A 15,670-nucleotide genomic window follows, 5' to 3' on the forward strand; every position below is an offset into this window, starting at 1 on the left:
AAGGAATACGCTGAAAATCCCCGTGTTTTTAGACCGGGGAGTGTCAATCCAATCGTGTGACTGAACAAGGCAAAAGTTAAAAGTGAAAAGGCAATCATCACTAAGTAAACATGGATTATCTTTCTTTTAACTTTTAACTTCTAAGTTTTTACTTTTGAGCTCCGAGTCGTTCAGGAAGGCGGTCAAGCCTTAGCAAATCCTGGTAAGTTTCCCGCTGTATAATCGTGTTAACTTCCCCATTTCTCACTAAAACCGCTGCTGGTCTGGGTACTCGGTTATAGTTAGAAGCCATGCTGTAATTGTATGCTCCCGTAGCCGTCACCACGAGGACATCTCCAGGCTTACACTCTGGCAACTTAGCATCTTTAATCAGAATATCGCCTGATTCGCAGTGTTTGCCAGCAACTGTCACTGTTTCCGTTAAGGGAGCAGACATTTGATTGGCTGCGAGAACTCGATAAACTGATTGGTAGGTAATTGGACGCGGATTGTCCGACATACCTCCATCCACAGCTAGATACGTCCGCATTTCCGGAATGACTTTTTGAGAGCCAACAGTATAAGCAGTGACACAGGCTGTACCGACGAGCGATCGACCCGGTTCGCAAAGCAATTTTGGTAATGGCAATTGCTGCCGCTCGCAAGCTGCTACCACTGCGGAGCAAATTGTACGAGCCCAATCTTCTATGCTGGGAGGATCGTCCGCTTCAGTATAGCGAATGCCCAACCCGCCGCCAATATTAATTTCTGTCGCTTGTAAACCATAACTCTGTGCTTTTGTCAAGGCCTGAATTATGACTTCAGCTAAATCGTCATGGGGTTGCAGTTCAAAAATCTGAGAGCCGATGTGAGCGTGTACTCCCACGCAAAATAACGACGATTGTTGGCTGATGAATTCAAAAACTCGATCGAGGGAATTGGGATCGAAGCCAAATTTACTGTCGATTTGACCCGTTTGAATGTACTCGTGGGTGTGACACTCAATTCCAGGAGTAAACCGCACCATAACTCGTGTCGGCCCGCCTGTCTTGCTGCTGACACCCAATTTTCCCAACTCTGCTAGAGTCTCCAAATCAAGCCAATTGTCGGCTACGGTAACGCAGCCGCTTTCGACAGCGAGCTGGATTTCCTCGCGAGATTTGTTGTTCCCGTGAAAGTAGATTTTGTCGGGATTCACACCAGCTTGTAGTGCTGTGTGGATTTCTCCAGCAGATACCACATCTATCCCTAAACCTTCCGAAGCGGCGATCGCGCAAACTGCCAAACAACTCCAAGCTTTAGAAGCATAGAGCACTTGAGATTCGCCCGGATAGTAACGCTTAAAAGCATCCCGGTACTGGGTACAAGCCGCCCGCAGCGTTTCTTCGTCTAAAATATACAGCGGCGAGCCAAATTGCTCCACCAAAGCTGTCACCTCGCAGCCTCCGATTTCCAACCGATCGCTGCTGTTAACACTGGCTGTCAGCGGTAACAGTTCTTGATTGGGCGATCGAGTTTGCAGGGCTTGTTGAGACTCAGACAGATACTTAAGTCCCGATTCCACCCCGAAAGATTGAGTTGATACCATCGCGCAATAACTATCCTTACGGTCTTTCCCAGTGTACAATTGACGGCAAGCAATTGGGTCAGTTGCCCCCAGATTCATTCCGCAAGCAGGCTGACTGACTGAGACTCGCTCGAACTGGAGCATCCTTGCAGTGAGTAATGATCAAATCTAAAATCTAAAATCTAAAATCTAAAATTTAAAATCGGCTGTGCGTTTTCTACAAATTAAACATCTCGTCGCAGAAGACCTCAACAGTGCAGTCGAACTCGATCAGCTCTGTTTTGGCGGACTTTGGACTTTAGAAGGCTATGGGCGTGAGTTAGGCAGTCCTAACAGCGATTTACTGGGTTTGTGGGCATGGGAAACCGAGGACTGTGAATCAGCTCAAAACCTGGCGGCCACGGGGGCATCGCCCCTACAGATTATTCCCCCAATTCTCATCGGTTTGGGTTGCCTGTGGGCAATTTTAGAAGAAGCTCACATTACAATTTTGGCAATTCATCCTCGCTTCCAAGGTCAAGGTTTAGGACAAGCTCTGCTTTGGGCTTTACTAAAAAAGGCTCACTATAGACCATTAGAACGGGCAACTTTAGAAGTGCGGGAATCTAATTTAGCCGCAGTGTCTCTTTACCACAAATTTGGTTTTAAAGAGGCAGGGCGGCGGAAACGATACTACGAAGACACCGGAGAAGATGCTCTGGTAATGTGGCGCAACGGCATAGAAAAACCAGAATTTAAGCAATATTTGGCGGTTGAGAAAGTGCAAATTTGCGATCGGCTGCATCAGGAAAACTGGCATTTGGCGATCGATATTTTTGATTTTTGAGTGTAATTTGTTGCGTATTTAACTGGTTTTGACAAATAATTGGTTACTCGATATCACTTTAGTTCAAAAGCCTCATATAGAATCAACCTCAGCTCTTGACGAAACATCTGCCTGCCCGGCCATACTTACCGCTTTGCTTCGCGCTTCGATAATTTGACCGATCTCGCGCCCCAAGCTTGGTTGACGTTCAATCATCGTATTTACAGCATCTGAGTAGACGACAAGAACCTGCAAATCGTCAACGGCGACAACCGATACCGGACTCGGTTCCCCACTAAACAGCGCCATCTCGCCAAAAAACTCACCACTCAAGATAGTCATTACCTCCAACTCCATGCCCAACTTGTTCGTGACTGTTACCTTAGCCTGACCCGCAATGATAATGTACAAAGCATTACCAGGCTCGCCCTGCCGGATGACTTTCTCTCCCGCACCAAACTTCTGTAAAATAGTTCCCTTAGTTAAGTCATCCAAATTTTTCGGCTCTCTAGCTAAAGGCATAAATCCGGGAATTGAGTGCAGGCTTTGGGCTAACTTACTTGAAGCGCTATCTGCCTTATCAGCAGCTTCCACAGCATAGGAGTATCGGTAGCGATATAGCGTCAGGTTGTTTCGCTGCGCTGCGTACCAGACTCGTGTCATAAATCGATCGAGTATCTGCTCCATATCCTCAAAGTTTTCGATAAAAAACTCCACCTCATAGATAATTGCAGTCTCATCATAGGATGTGGTTTTGCTCTCTGGTTCGGGTTCGGCTAATATCCCCTGTGTAGCCAAAGCTGTACTTAGCAGTACCTGCTTCACCAGGTTAGGGGGGCTATCGTAGGAAAAGCCAATATTGATACGTTGGTTGTAAATGCGTTCTGGTTGGCTGTAATTATGAATTATTTCTTTTCCAACAAATTGATGGGGAACGATAATCACCTGCCGCTGGAGAGTAAGCAGGCGAACAGAGCGCCAATTGATATCAATTACCTGCCCTTCGATATCTCCAATTCGCAACCAATCACCCACACTGAAGGGGCGTTCTAGAAGCAGCGCAATGCCCGACATGATGCTACCCAATGTGTCCTGAAGCGCCAAACCGATCACGATCGAACTCACGCCCAATCCCGTAGCAAGACCCGCCAAATCTGCACCCCACACTGCCGCCAGCACGATCGCGCTTCCCACAAGCACCAAAAACAACCTAGAAAGGTCGATCAGCAGTTTGGGCATCCGTGCGCGCCATGTATTTGCCTCAGCTTCTTCAAACAAAATCACATTAAACAGCGAGAGAGAAGCGTAGATAACAGATATCCAAAACAGCGTTGCGACGAGCTTGGCAAAATTCCCGTCAACGTCAAGCCTCACGACATTCCTGATTAAAACCATCAGCATTAAGACGGGCAGGACGAGGTTTTTTACAACCCGCAGCGTAGCCGCCAGCGGTCTACCGCGCCTTTGTAGATGATAAATAACCTCTCCTAGTAAAACGACCAGGAGTGGGAACCCTAATCCGACAATTACCGCCCAGGTTTGCCAGTCATTTGAAAAGCTTAAATTACTCATAAACTTCTTCCTCTCGAACACTTACGGTCAGCTTAGAAGTTTTGACTTGCCAAGCCACTAACTTTTCTTTTCCAGGTTCTTGAATTTCACCAAACAGCTCAAAATCGTAGAGATCGTGCAGGCGCGAGCAGAGGTTTTGAGAAACTAAGATTGCTCCCGGCGGACAAGCCGACTTTAATCTATTGGCAATATTTACACTATCGCCCCAAACGTCGTATTGCAATTTATTTTTACCAATCACCCCTGCAACCACATCTCCTGAATTGATGCCGATCCGCAGGTCTAGATGTAAGTCTTTTTCATAACTAAATCGGCGGACAAACGACAGCATTTCCAAAGCAAAATCTAGCGTGCGTTTGTCATGATCCAGACGTGGCATACCAATGCCGCATACAGCCATGTAACCGTCACCAATAGTTTTAATCTTCTCTAGACCGTATTTATCTGTCATTTCATCAAAACCTGTTACCAGTTCATTCAGCAAGCGAACAACCTCTTGAGGGGACATTGATTGAGTCATCTTGGTGAATTGGTGGAGGTCGGAAAACAAGATCGAGACATTAGAAATCTGCTCGGCAATTTCTCGTTCGCCCTGTTTGAGGCGTTTGGCGATTGCGGGACTAAATATACTTAAGACTAATGCTTCATTTTCGCGATTTTCGCGCTCGATTAGTTTAGTTTCGGTACGAAGGATGCCTATCGTTTGGTTAAATGACTTAGCTAAGTCTCCAAATTCATCTTGCGAACCCGATTTCACAACCGCGTCAAAATCCCCAGCTCCCACCTTACGAGCGCTTTTGATTAAAGTATTGATGGGTTTGACAAAAATTGAGGTCAGCCAGATCGCCACAAGCGTGATTAGCGCGATGATTATAGTAGCTCCAATCACAACTTTTTTTTCAAACGAGTGAATTGAGGCATAGGCTTCAGAAACATCAATCTCCGCCAACATCACCCACCTCAATCCATCAATATCTAGGGGAGCATAAGAACTCAAAACAGGAATATGACGATAATCGTCGATAACCTGCGTACCCTGTTTTCCAAACAACGCTTCCTTCACTGCTTTTGTTTGCACTTCCTGTAGTAGAATCGTAGTATTGAACTCTTTGATTTTGTTGACAGTCTTTTCATCAGTGCCGATCGAGCGTAGAGTTTTTGCATGACCTTCTGGGTCTTCAATCTGAAAACGAGACGCAGACCGCATTAAATAATCCGACCCAACCAGATAAGTTTCTCCTGAATCGCCCAGACCATTTTTTTTCCAATTTTTGTTGGCAGTCATCACATTGTTAATTTTGTCAACGGGAAGCTGGAACGCCAAAATACCAATGAATTGGGAGCCGTTAAAGATTGGGGCAGCGATAAAAGCCGCAGGCGCACCGTAGGAAGGGCTGTAGGGTTTGAAATCTACTATTTTCACATAGGCCTTTCCATTTGCTTGTCGTGCCGCGGCGATCGCGAATGCTAGGTTACTCTCGTTGTAGGGGCCGTTGGTGAAGTTTGTGGTAAAGTCAGCTTCTTTAAAAACCGTGTAGACAACAGTTCCTTCGGGATCGATCAAAAACATATCGTAGTAACCATATTTTTCAACTATATTGCGAAAAATAGGGTGGTAGCGGGCGTGAGCGCGGCTGTAAGCGCTGGCGTCGCCTGGATTGTCAAGGAGAAGTTTTTTGCCAACGGGGTTGGGGTTAGCAGCGATGTAGTGGTACTGCAAGTAACGGGCAGCAGTTGTTTTTGGCGTGTAGGATGCCAGAACTGGCGTGCCCTCGTTAGTTCGCGTTAGTTTGGTTAAAAATTCTGTCCGGTAGTAGGTATCAATTTTTGCGTCAAAATCCGCTGGTATTGTTGATTGTTCAAGTTGGCGGTAGGCTGTCTTGAACTCCTGCATGGCACCGACGACTGTCAGGTCTTCGCTTAAGGTTTGGCTATGGTGGTAAAGGCTTTGAAAATAATCTTGGATTTGATCAGTTTTGGCCGCCCGCAGGCTGGTTAATTGGTTGAAGACTTTTGCGGTCAGAGTAGCTTTCCCACTGCTAGAGCATATATAGGTGGTGGCGAACATAGCGCAAAGGCTGACTACCAGCAACATAACTATGAGTTTTGTCTTGATACTTAATTGATTCACGAATTGCATAGGATTTTTCCTGACATTATTTGCTTTATTTCTCTCATGAGACATCATTGAGGGAGGACTTTTTCTAAAGGGTTGGTGTCTCGCCATTCAACACTACTATCTGAGGCAAATAGGTCTTTTGATACCAGCGGATCTTCAGAAGTTCTATCGGCTAAGAAACGACCTAACAAAATATGTGTAGAGTCTGTGCATAACTCCTAAAAATTTATATTACCTCAAAATTCATTTTTTTCTTCTAGACCTCGAATTCTTACAGTTGTTTATCATACCAATCTTCTTGGTAAATTTTCTCTGACTTAGAGTTGAGGTGGGGATTACAAGTGAGAAACTCTTCAATGTCGTATTTGATTGTGTTACAAATAGCATCAAGAGGCAAGTCGTTGGTATCGTACCCAAACGGGTTTTCTATTTCCAGACCAATTTCTTCAATGCCAAGTAAAGTAAAACTAATCAAACTAACAAATAAGCCTGTCCCCCATCCCAAATCTTTAACTAGCTGAAAAGGTAATAACAGGCAGTAAATTAATAGCAGTTGCTTGAGATGAATGGAATAAGCTAGGGGGAGGGGCGTTCTTAAAATGCGTTCGCAGTGTCCTACAGATTCCATCATACTCTTCACAGTAGCTTGCAGAAAAACTACATGGCCGTAATGTAAGACAGCGTTACCACGTTGATACTGCTGTTGTAGATAATCTGCTATCCAAAAGACTATTTGTAGCGGTGGATTATTGATTGTCTTTAGCTGCAAATACTGAGATCTAGACATCAATTCTTCTAATTCGCTATTTACAGCTTCTGACCTAAGATACAATTTACACGCTAGGGGGAAAGCAGCTACGAGGCGCATGACTGCAATTCTTTTGGCTCGATCTTCTGGTTCAATGTCGTTCATCATTGCCCCAATTTGCCAAACCATGTTACGGGCGTCGTTGACTAAATTCCCCCATAATCTACGACCTTCCCAAAACCGTTCGTAAGCCGTATTAGTTCGGAATACCAGTAATAAGCCTAAGACGATGCTGGGAATAATACTTCCCAAAATAGGTTGGGATACAGGGAGGTTGAAATAGTAAAGTACAGAAACAATAAAACTAAACAGACCAAACCTAATAACTCGTTGATAAATGGCTAAAATAACTGAGCCTCTGAACTGGAAAGCAAGTTTAAACCAGTTTTTAGTTTTTGTTTTCATTCTTATTTGAATAATTGATATTTGGCATCTGGCATTTGGAGCGGCAATGATAGAGCGCTGCCAGCTATGATGTGCCGATACGGAACAATGGCGTCATGAATAGTGCGGTAAGCTTAATTTGCAAACAGGATTGCTTCTTTGTTGACTTCATGCGAGTGGAACCTTGAAATCGATACTTCAGTTGGCAAGGCAGGTAGCGATCGCGCTCCATTTTTCCGGGAAAAGTGCAAGGTCAATTTATCTTACTACTTCTTTCCCAAGTCTCCTTATAGCTTTCGAGGTATGTTCTAAATTCTACGTGTAGGGTATCTATACCCTCTTTTTCCAGTAGTGCCAATATTCCTAGGTTCAATTCTTGACAAGCGGCAAAGTATAAATCCATATTATTATTAAAGGCTCGAATATTTATGATGCGTGCATTCTCTTCAAGTCTGTCCAACCAAACATCAGATCGGTCGTGTAAAGAATCAATAGACTTAGGTATCTTCTCAAGAGCCTGACAAATTATCGCAGTTTTCTCCGCCGAAATACTGTCAATTTTGAGAGTTAAGTTAATGCCAAATGACTCCTCTTTACCAGGATTTTGCGACCAATTCTCGACAATCCCAGTAATCATTTTGGAATTGGGTATCTTTTTGATAGAATCCCATTTGGTGAGATGAAGCTTTGTAGTTCTGATGCCGACTTCTAGGACTTGAATACTACTATCTATTCCATCCACAATCACCCAGTCACCAGGTCGATATAGATTATCCGTGTAAATAATAATGGTACACAACCAGTCATAGATAATGTCCTTAAGCAATAAACCGAACGTGATTCCCGCTCCACCTAATAGACCAATGAGCGCATTTGCAGATGCTCCTAACAACACCTCACCCGCCTTTAACACTACAACAGCGAGTGCCGCCGTCTGAAACAGACGAGGCACGTAGGGTACAAGCAAGTCGTCTAGTTCGGTTTTGGTGTTCAGCGTCAGTTTTCTCAGTATCTCTCCCAACAGTGGAGAGGCGCGGTAAACAATATATGCAACCGTAACTATAGCACTCAGACTGAGAATCTTAGCTAGCATCTCGCTCACTTGAGGCTTTAGATTCTCTGCCAAAATCACCTGCACTATCCAAAGTCCAGCGATGAAAATCAGCCACCCTAATGGTTGCTCCATAATCTCGACTAACTCATCGTCCAGTGTAGTATCCGTTGCGCTAGTAAAATGCTTGATTCTGTTGATGACAATCGAAAAGAATAATCCTCTCAACAGTTGTATGAGCGGGATGATAGTGACGACGATCACTATTTTATTCAGCGGTATGTTTGCAATAGTTATGTGTGAATCAAGTAGCGTTTCCTTAATTTCTTTCCAAATGATTTCCCTATAACTAAAAACCTCGCTCGTAATTAAATTTGATTGCATCATCATTGTTAGTTTTTCTACTCTGCTATTTTAGTGGCTACCTTAATTAACTCTAATCGAACTGAAGGCTCTAACTTCAACATTTCAGAGGACTCACTATTAATTAAGTCTAATGACACTGAAGGCTCTAACCCCAACATTTCATAGGACTCACTCACCTCTTCTTGAGCCTTTGCTTGTTCTTGAGAAAGAGGTACGATTTTGATTGGGGAATTGCTCATGGGAATCTGGCTGAGAATCATGGCAGCTAGCACCATCCCAGCGCCAACCCAGCCACGTACTCCAAGCTTCTCGCCTAGCAGCCAAAACGAGAATACTGCTGCAAACGCAGGCTCGAAGGTGTAGATGATCGCCGTCTCCTGGGCAGAAACCGATTTCTGAGCGATCGCTGGTAGCCAAGTGGTGGCGGCGGTAACTAAAGCTAGGTAGACAATCGGAATCAAGTTCGTATAGTTCGTTGAGAGCGCCTTCAACTGTCCAATTAATTCGGGGGCTGACCAGACGGTTGCCAGCACTCCTACTATCAAGATTTGGACTGCGGTGAGTACCAAGGGTGGGTGGCGTGGGGTGACGACTTCAAGCCTCATTATGTAGGCCGTATAACAGAGAACGTCACCTGCCATCCAGAGATCGCCGACGCTTAAGACTCCATCCTCCCAGGACATTACGCCAACACCACCCACAGCAAGTCCGGCGGCGAGGAAAGTCGTAACGAGTACACGCTGACCCAGTAGCTGTCCCAAGAGGGGGACTAGGATTACGTTCAGGCTAGCTATGAATGCCGCTCGGTTGGCAGAGATAGTCTCAAGGGCGATCGCTTGGGTAGCTAAAGAGCCAAATAACAGCAGTCCCAAGATTGCCCCATCTCGGAGCGAATGCTTGTTCAAGTCACGCAAATGCACGGCAAAACCTAGTGCTGCCAAGGCGCAACGGATGGCAATCAGCGCTCCTGGGGAAAGGCTAACGATTGTTTCCTTAACCAGGGGGAAGGTTGTACCCCAGAAAATGGTTACCGCAACAAGCAGTAGGATGCCCTGGGTATGTTGGAATTTACTAATGCTTTTCATCAAGTTTCTATAATCTTAGGACTTACGCATTGACAAAAAACATCTTCTATGTATTCTAGATAATGCCATCACTGCCAAGGTTGGCAAAAATAAGCTCACGTACAACTAAAGTGAACAGATTCCTTTGGACTTCATACCAATTGCTAATTATCTTTTCAGAGCGCATAAACTCCAATCTGACAAAAGCTTGAAGTGAACAACATATATGAGTCTTGATTGCATAGGAATCTCTAACCATGAACCGACAAATTTCACATACTTGTTTTATCGCTCTGTGAAAGGTTTCAATTCCCCAATTGGTATCAAAGGTGTAGAGGTCTTTATTCCATTGTGCTGTGGATGGTTTAATAATTTCTCTGATTGTCCGATACCTAGAAAGTAGACGACCCATATTTATAAATGCACTATTTTGTTATTCTGTCAATGCGTAATTCCTAGTTTAATTAGACCTTGGTTAGAAGTGTGTGAGATTCCTGGTCGGCGACGAGTATTGTGCAAATTCATCTATTAGATGAATGATTTTCGGACTCTTTTTAATGTTCGAGCAGTTACCAATTTGGTTGTTGCATAGCTTTATACTGTCCGCGAAGTGACAAAAGAGGGATAATACTCCTATCCTGATACTCAACTTAAATACTAATTAGGAGTCAGAAAAGTGATAAATTCCACCTCCTGACTCCCCTATCTAAAGCTTGCAATTCCAATTTTAGATAGTTAGCGGTTGCAATTCCTCCTCAACGGCGGGACTATCAGCAGATTCCTGCATACGATCGAGCCATTTTTCGGCTTTAGAGTAGTTGTCATGCTGTACCTCTTTGATGGATTCCTTGAAGTTCAGCACCACACCCCAAACATCGCTGAAGAAGCGTTTTTCTAGCTTCATTTGGTCGAAGAAATTAACAGCGTCAGTGTCCGAGAGTCCACCTTCCGTTTTGGCGATCGCCATAAACACCTCGAATACATTGTCTGCCATCTTGGCATCGCCACAGACATAGTAGTGGCATTGCGGATGGCTGAGTATTCGCCAGAGTTCTTGAGCTTTTTCTTGCATCAAGTTTTGCACATAGACTTTCTTGTCGGTCATCCGCGAGAAAGCAACTTCTAACCCAGACAGCACGCCTTGATTCTGCCAGCTTGCAAGTTGCTCCTCATAGAGGAAGTCACTGCGATCGCGACAGCCGAAATACAAGGAAGCATCACCTAATTGTGTTTCCTGCTGCAATAGGGCTTCCCGATAATGGAGGAAGGCAATCAGAGGCGCTACCCCCGTACCCGGCCCAACCATAAGCATTGGCGCGAGTGGATCGGCGGGTGGACGGAAGCTAGACGTGCGGACACTGAGGCGAACCTTTGCCCCCGTTTCAAGTCCGGCAAGGTAGTTGGAGCAAAGTCCCTGACGGGTTTTACCTGCATCCGTTTTAACTTGCAGCACTCCTACTGTGATTTGGATCTGCTGAGGATGAAGCGGAGCACAGGAGGAAATAGAGTAGAGACGTGGCTTTTGCTTAGGCAACAACTCTAGCAGGACTTCCAGTGTAATTTGGGCAGAAGGAAACTCATTGAACAAATCGACAACGCTCATGAAGTTGTCCGTGATGGTTTTCTTGAGCGTGATACTGTCGGGATGGTCCTCTCCTTGGCGGAGAATTTCCAACCAGGTTTCTAGGCGTTGTTTATCCTGGGGATTTTGTGCTACCGAGTACAGGTAGGTCAGCAGCTCGTTGAATGGTTCGCGCAAGGCGAGATCGAGGTCTTCGGAGAGAACCTGTCCGATCGTTGTGGGAACGGTAACAGGAGGTTTTTCTTCCAATTCCGTACCATCGGGCATTAGATAACGAGCTGTGAAATAGGTGTTGGGGGATACTGAGAGCCGATCGCACAACCGATTCACCAACTCCGTCGGATTGCAAGGATAAACTGCAACATGATCGCCTGTTTCATACTGCATATCGGTACCAGAAATATCAAAGACCAGATAGCGAGTAGAACGGCTACCAGGAATCACTTCTTTGAGCAGTTCGGTATTGGCAACCAGAGGTACTTCGACCCCTCTGTCTCCACTCACTTCTACTGGTGAAAGATTTGCAGCTTCCGCCTCACTCAAGAACGTAACGTTCAGTTTAGGTGCGGTTGCGGCTGTAGCATCTGCCGAGGTAGCATCCTCACCCAAAACGCGGCAAACCAGTCCTAACCATTGTTTGAAGGTGTCGGCTTGTCCCTTGATTTCATCACCTTTGTGGAGTGGCACAATACAGTTACCTCCCACCTTGGCGAGTGCCTTATCTACCGAAATTCCGGCAGCGCAGAAATGCTCATAAACGGTACTACCAATGCCCAGAACGGAGTAATTCAAACCGTCGAGGGAACCCGCAGGTTGGTCCTTCAACCACTCTAGGAACTTCTTGCCGTTTTCAGGTATTTCGCCATTGCCGAAGGTGGACGTGACGATGAGTAGGAGTTTCTCCGATGCCAGGGTGTCTGTGTTGTATTCATCCAGCGCCATCACCTTGGGACGGAATCGCTGGAGTTGACGACTGGCTTTCCGTGCAAAGCCTTCAGCAGTACCAGTCCCGGAAGCGTAGAGAATGAGGATGCGGTCTTGCTTGTTGTCGTCCTCGTCGTTAGTGGTGATGAATTTTTCCAGATCCATACCATCTTCGACTGCCCAGCGATCGGCAGCATGGTGATAGGCTGGCTCCAGGTAAAAGTCGCGCATCTGGTGGTGCCAGACCGGACAAGCACTTCCCCCTGATGAGGGTACGACCCAACCCGAATCTCCCGGACACTCACGCCCAAATTTCTTTTCTCGCAAGTCGTGGGCTAGGTATTGACGAGAGGCAGTTTGATGGTCTACCATCGTCACCTTCGCTGTTTGGAACGAGTACAGGATGGCAACATTGACTTCCAATGCTACGCGATCGCGCCATAATGTCTGCTCGGAACTGGTGTCGAGCTTGAGAACTTTGGCGATGTCCTCCATCTTGTTGTAGCGGTACTCATCCAGGAAATCCCGCATAATCTCGGTACCCATGAACCAGCCATTAAAGGGGATGCAGCCGTAGTTGATGCCGCCAACGTGCATCGAGAAGGCGCCAATGCCAGGGACGGCAACCCAACGCAAGCCTAATGACTTGAATTCTGGAATCGTGGGATGCTCGATTTCCACTTCCAGAATCTCCTCCCTATCCCAGTGGTACATCTTCGGTTCCATACCGGGAACTTCAATTACTAGAGGCAAAATGTCGTATTCCGTGCGTAGTTCAGGAGGTTGCCAGCCCAATTTCATAATCGCTTTTGTCAGATCCAGGTTAGCAGGATCGCCTTTGATGCTACCATCCGGTTGCTCGTATGCCGCATAACGAGCTAATTGTGAATTCCAGATGCGTGGCCCCCAGCGTTCATTAGGATGTTTGGGACGAAAGACGGTCATGGTAATCTGGATGTTACCGCCGTTTGTAGCATACTGTAGGTATTCTCTGATTTCGCGGAACATCTCATCAGGGTCGGTAACGTGGCGACGATCGCGTACCACCATGTTATTCCACTGAATCCGCCCAACACACTTAGAAGCATTGCGCCATGCCACTTGTGCCCCATAGGCCAGTTCTTCATAAGTGTGGGTATAGGTTCCGGTGGCTCGTACTTCCTCTTGAATTTCCGCCCAGCGTCGTGCCTTGTCCTCCGCTTCCCATTCCTGCTCAGTGGCGATTAGCTCCAGGTACTGCTTGGCTTTTTTGAGCAATCGTTCCTCATTCAGCTTGGGTAGCTTGATGACATTGATAGCGCGAGCGATTAACGTCTGCCATGCTTGCCGTAACTCTATCGTGAAGTCTGGTATGTACTTTTCAAGCATGACCAGCAGGTTGTCTTGTATAGCAGGATAGGCGCAGGAGGGTATATCATCAAAACTATTCACCTGCGATCCTAACTGCTGAACTATCAACTCCTCAAATTCCTCAAAGTCAATCTCGCCGCTACCATCGATATCTACGCGAATAAACAGAGCGTTCAACTCGCTTAGGGACAAGGGCAGCCCGGACTGGTGCGAGAAATCGATGAGTTCCTCAATAGAGATTGTTCCACTCCCATTTTTGTCAATGTTATTAAAGATATACACCCGCATATCTTGAATTAGTTGCTCTCTGCTGCCGCCATTGAACCTGTGAACCAAGAATTCCAACACTTGAAACAGGTTCAAGGACATATAATCCATGTTTGTCCGTCCAAAGATAGGCAGGATGAAGGGGTACTTTTCAAATAGAGTTTGAAAAAATGCCTGGCCAATCTCCTGCTGATTCTGTTGGAGTACGCTCAACGAGTCTGCCATGCGTTGCCTCACCTCTGGAAGCATTGCTTCTTCGTAGCGACGGACTGCCTCCACCATCGGCACAATTACATGGGTATTGAAGAAGCGGTAAAGGGCAGAGTTTGCGCCTTTTGCTAAATCCTGGTGATCGTACTCTTCCAGGTAAGCAACCGATGGTAGCATCCACATCCACACCTGCCGTGCCTTCAACCAGTGCTGGGGACGCATCCCGATATCGGCAAACAGCGCACCGTAATCCTCAACCGTGTCAAACGAATCCCCTTTTTCTGGAGGTACGCCCATTAAGGGTTCTCCAATTATATTCTGAGTTTCAGGCTGAAGTTGGTGTACGCAGCAATCAAACAATTCAAAGAAGAAATCATTCATGCTGTTCATCGCGTCCCCGAAGATGTACTCCAGTTCGGGTTCTTCTAGCAACAGGCGTTTCAAGAATTTTTCCATCTGCACTTCTTTCCATGCCCGCAGCTTGTTCCAGGTGTCTTTGACAATTACTTCTTCTGGGGGCAAAAGAGGAACGCTTTGAGGCATCTCGAACTCGGCCTCTGGCTGAGTTTCTTCGCTGTAAGTGCGGCGAGTAACGTTCTGATTCCCCAAGATGTTCAAGGTGCTGCTACTTCCCTCACTGGTACTCTGTGTCAGGCGAGTTTTCAGCTTCAATTGGGGTGCTTCATTCCAAGTTGTAATGGGAAATTCTAACTCGGCGCTGCGCTCTCCATTAAGGCAATCCTGGGTGGCAAACGCAACCGTTCCAGCATCTTGCCAAGGTTGAGTAATGTCCCCTTCCCGGTAACGCAGGGTAATGGAGATCGTGCAGTCTCCCTTATTTTTCAAATCCACCAACCAACTGGGTTGCGTGCGGTTCAGCAGATCCCTTTCCAATAAGCTTTGTCCCTCTTCGGAAACTACCTGCAAATGGCATTTATATTTATAGTTACTGGAAGCAGGGAAATCGCTTACAGAGACCTCAGATAGGTTGATAATTCGTTGATTTTTGTTCATGAGTGAAAAGTAAATGATTGAGAGGAGTTTTCGGCTAAGTTAACTGCATCATCATGCAGTTAACTTAATTCAATTCTTTTTGTGAAGCCAGAGACGTTGCTGTGGCTTTATCCGGGAATTTATCTGGAACTTCGATCGATCCATTGTCGGTACTTTGTACCTGGCCGTCTAAGTTTCTAGTGTTCATTATTTAGTTTCACTAAGCCTTAAATAGGGTTTAGATTCTTTTCCACGATTTAAGTTTCAAACTTTTAAGTCAGACGAGTTAACGACCAAAGCACTCTGCTAAGAAAGCAAAGTCTTGAACCGTGCTGAGTATAGTCTGAGCCAAACTCCTCGGAGTGTAGCAACAGTCACTAATTGCTCAGGAGCGCTCGCACAATAGACGACATGAAGACTACCCAAATCTTCAACGAATCGGGGGCAAACTTTTAGATAAAGAAAGTCCAGCTCGCTCTAGCCTCTCAAACCAACAGATTCGGGATATGGGCAGCAGATGAATGTCTATCTAGCTGAATGTCTATCTAGCTTATGACCATTGGTGACAAGTTAAGGAAAAAGGGAAATTGTCAAGGGTAGTATTTGCATGGGTCTGGGATCGTGGGAAA

9 protein-coding genes and 1 pseudogene are annotated in these 15,670 nt (G+C 45.9%); 1 reads left to right on the top strand and 9 read right to left on the bottom strand.

All coding sequences use genetic code 11. The features are described 5' to 3' along the window. Nucleotides 1–148: 148 nt before the first annotated feature. The gene (lysA, locus tag QT979_RS23955; protein ID WP_333311900.1) at nt 149–1,567 is read right to left on the bottom strand and encodes a diaminopimelate decarboxylase; all 1,419 of its coding nucleotides are present in this window, start codon (nt 1,565–1,567) and stop codon (nt 149–151) included. A 187-nt stretch (nt 1,568–1,754) separates the two neighbouring features. Between lysA and rimI the strand changes: the two genes are divergently transcribed. Continuing rightward, nucleotides 1,755–2,372 (top strand): ribosomal protein S18-alanine N-acetyltransferase, encoded by a 618-nt coding sequence (rimI, locus tag QT979_RS23960; RefSeq protein ID WP_333311894.1) that lies wholly within the window; start codon nt 1,755–1,757, stop codon nt 2,370–2,372. A 72-nt stretch (nt 2,373–2,444) separates the two neighbouring features. On the opposite strand, the gene QT979_RS23965 is transcribed toward rimI, so the two are convergent. The 8 genes and pseudogenes from QT979_RS23965 to QT979_RS24000 all read right to left on the bottom strand — a co-directional run bounded on the left by QT979_RS23965 (nt 2,445) and on the right by QT979_RS24000 (nt 15,249). Beyond that, on the bottom strand, nt 2,445–3,923 hold the full coding sequence (locus tag QT979_RS23965) for a mechanosensitive ion channel family protein (protein ID WP_333216752.1): 1,479 nt from the start codon (nt 3,921–3,923) through the stop codon (nt 2,445–2,447). Further along, nucleotides 3,916–6,063, bottom strand: coding sequence for an adenylate/guanylate cyclase domain-containing protein (locus QT979_RS23970; protein ID WP_333216753.1), 2,148 nt, complete (start codon nt 6,061–6,063; stop codon nt 3,916–3,918). Before QT979_RS23970 ends, QT979_RS23965 begins: the two co-directional genes overlap by 8 nt. Nucleotides 6,064–6,313: 250 nt before the next feature. Then, on the bottom strand, nt 6,314–7,255 hold the full coding sequence (locus QT979_RS23975; RefSeq protein ID WP_333311895.1) for a bestrophin family ion channel: 942 nt from the start codon (nt 7,253–7,255) through the stop codon (nt 6,314–6,316). Nucleotides 7,256–7,487: 232 nt separating this feature from the next. After that, the gene (locus tag QT979_RS23980) at nt 7,488–8,675 is read right to left on the bottom strand and encodes a mechanosensitive ion channel domain-containing protein (protein WP_333216757.1); all 1,188 of its coding nucleotides are present in this window, start codon (nt 8,673–8,675) and stop codon (nt 7,488–7,490) included. Between the two features lie 11 nt (nt 8,676–8,686). Continuing rightward, nucleotides 8,687–9,736: a DMT family transporter gene (locus QT979_RS23985; protein ID WP_333216759.1), complete on the bottom strand. Its 1,050-nt coding sequence runs from the start codon at nt 9,734–9,736 to the stop codon at nt 8,687–8,689. Nucleotides 9,737–9,791: 55 nt separating this feature from the next. Next, nucleotides 9,792–10,040 (bottom strand): annotated as a pseudogene (locus tag QT979_RS23990) (IS701 family transposase); the annotation flags it as partial. A 402-nt stretch (nt 10,041–10,442) separates the two neighbouring features. Next, complete coding sequence (locus QT979_RS23995; protein WP_333311896.1) at nt 10,443–15,062, bottom strand: nitric oxide synthase oxygenase; 4,620 nt, start codon at nt 15,060–15,062, stop codon at nt 10,443–10,445. A 64-nt stretch (nt 15,063–15,126) separates the two neighbouring features. Continuing rightward, entirely contained in the window at nt 15,127–15,249 is a 123-nt protein-coding gene (locus tag QT979_RS24000) for a hypothetical protein (RefSeq protein WP_333216926.1), read from the bottom strand. Between the last annotated feature and the right edge of the window lie 421 nt (nt 15,250–15,670).

Origin of the sequence: Microcoleus sp. w2-18bC1, assembly GCF_036700365.1 — a bacterium.
Taxonomy (GTDB): Bacteria; Cyanobacteriota; Cyanobacteriia; order Cyanobacteriales; family Microcoleaceae; genus Microcoleus.

What these genes read in the sequence shown, in the direction of transcription:
- QT979_RS24000 (WP_333216926.1), bottom strand. Translation starts at nt 15,249, where the DNA reads ATGAACACTAGAAACTTAGACGGCCAGGTACAAAGTACCGACAATGGA.
- lysA (WP_333311900.1), bottom strand. Translation starts at nt 1,567, where the DNA reads ATGGTATCAACTCAATCTTTCGGGGTGGAATCGGGACTTAAGTATCTG.
- QT979_RS23965 (WP_333216752.1), bottom strand. Translation starts at nt 3,923, where the DNA reads ATGAGTAATTTAAGCTTTTCAAATGACTGGCAAACCTGGGCGGTAATT.
- QT979_RS23970 (WP_333216753.1), bottom strand. Translation starts at nt 6,063, where the DNA reads ATGCAATTCGTGAATCAATTAAGTATCAAGACAAAACTCATAGTTATG.
- QT979_RS23980 (WP_333216757.1), bottom strand. Translation starts at nt 8,675, where the DNA reads ATGATGATGCAATCAAATTTAATTACGAGCGAGGTTTTTAGTTATAGG.
- QT979_RS23985 (WP_333216759.1), bottom strand. Translation starts at nt 9,736, where the DNA reads ATGAAAAGCATTAGTAAATTCCAACATACCCAGGGCATCCTACTGCTT.
- QT979_RS23995 (WP_333311896.1), bottom strand. Translation starts at nt 15,062, where the DNA reads ATGAACAAAAATCAACGAATTATCAACCTATCTGAGGTCTCTGTAAGC.
- QT979_RS23975 (WP_333311895.1), bottom strand. Translation starts at nt 7,255, where the DNA reads ATGAAAACAAAAACTAAAAACTGGTTTAAACTTGCTTTCCAGTTCAGA.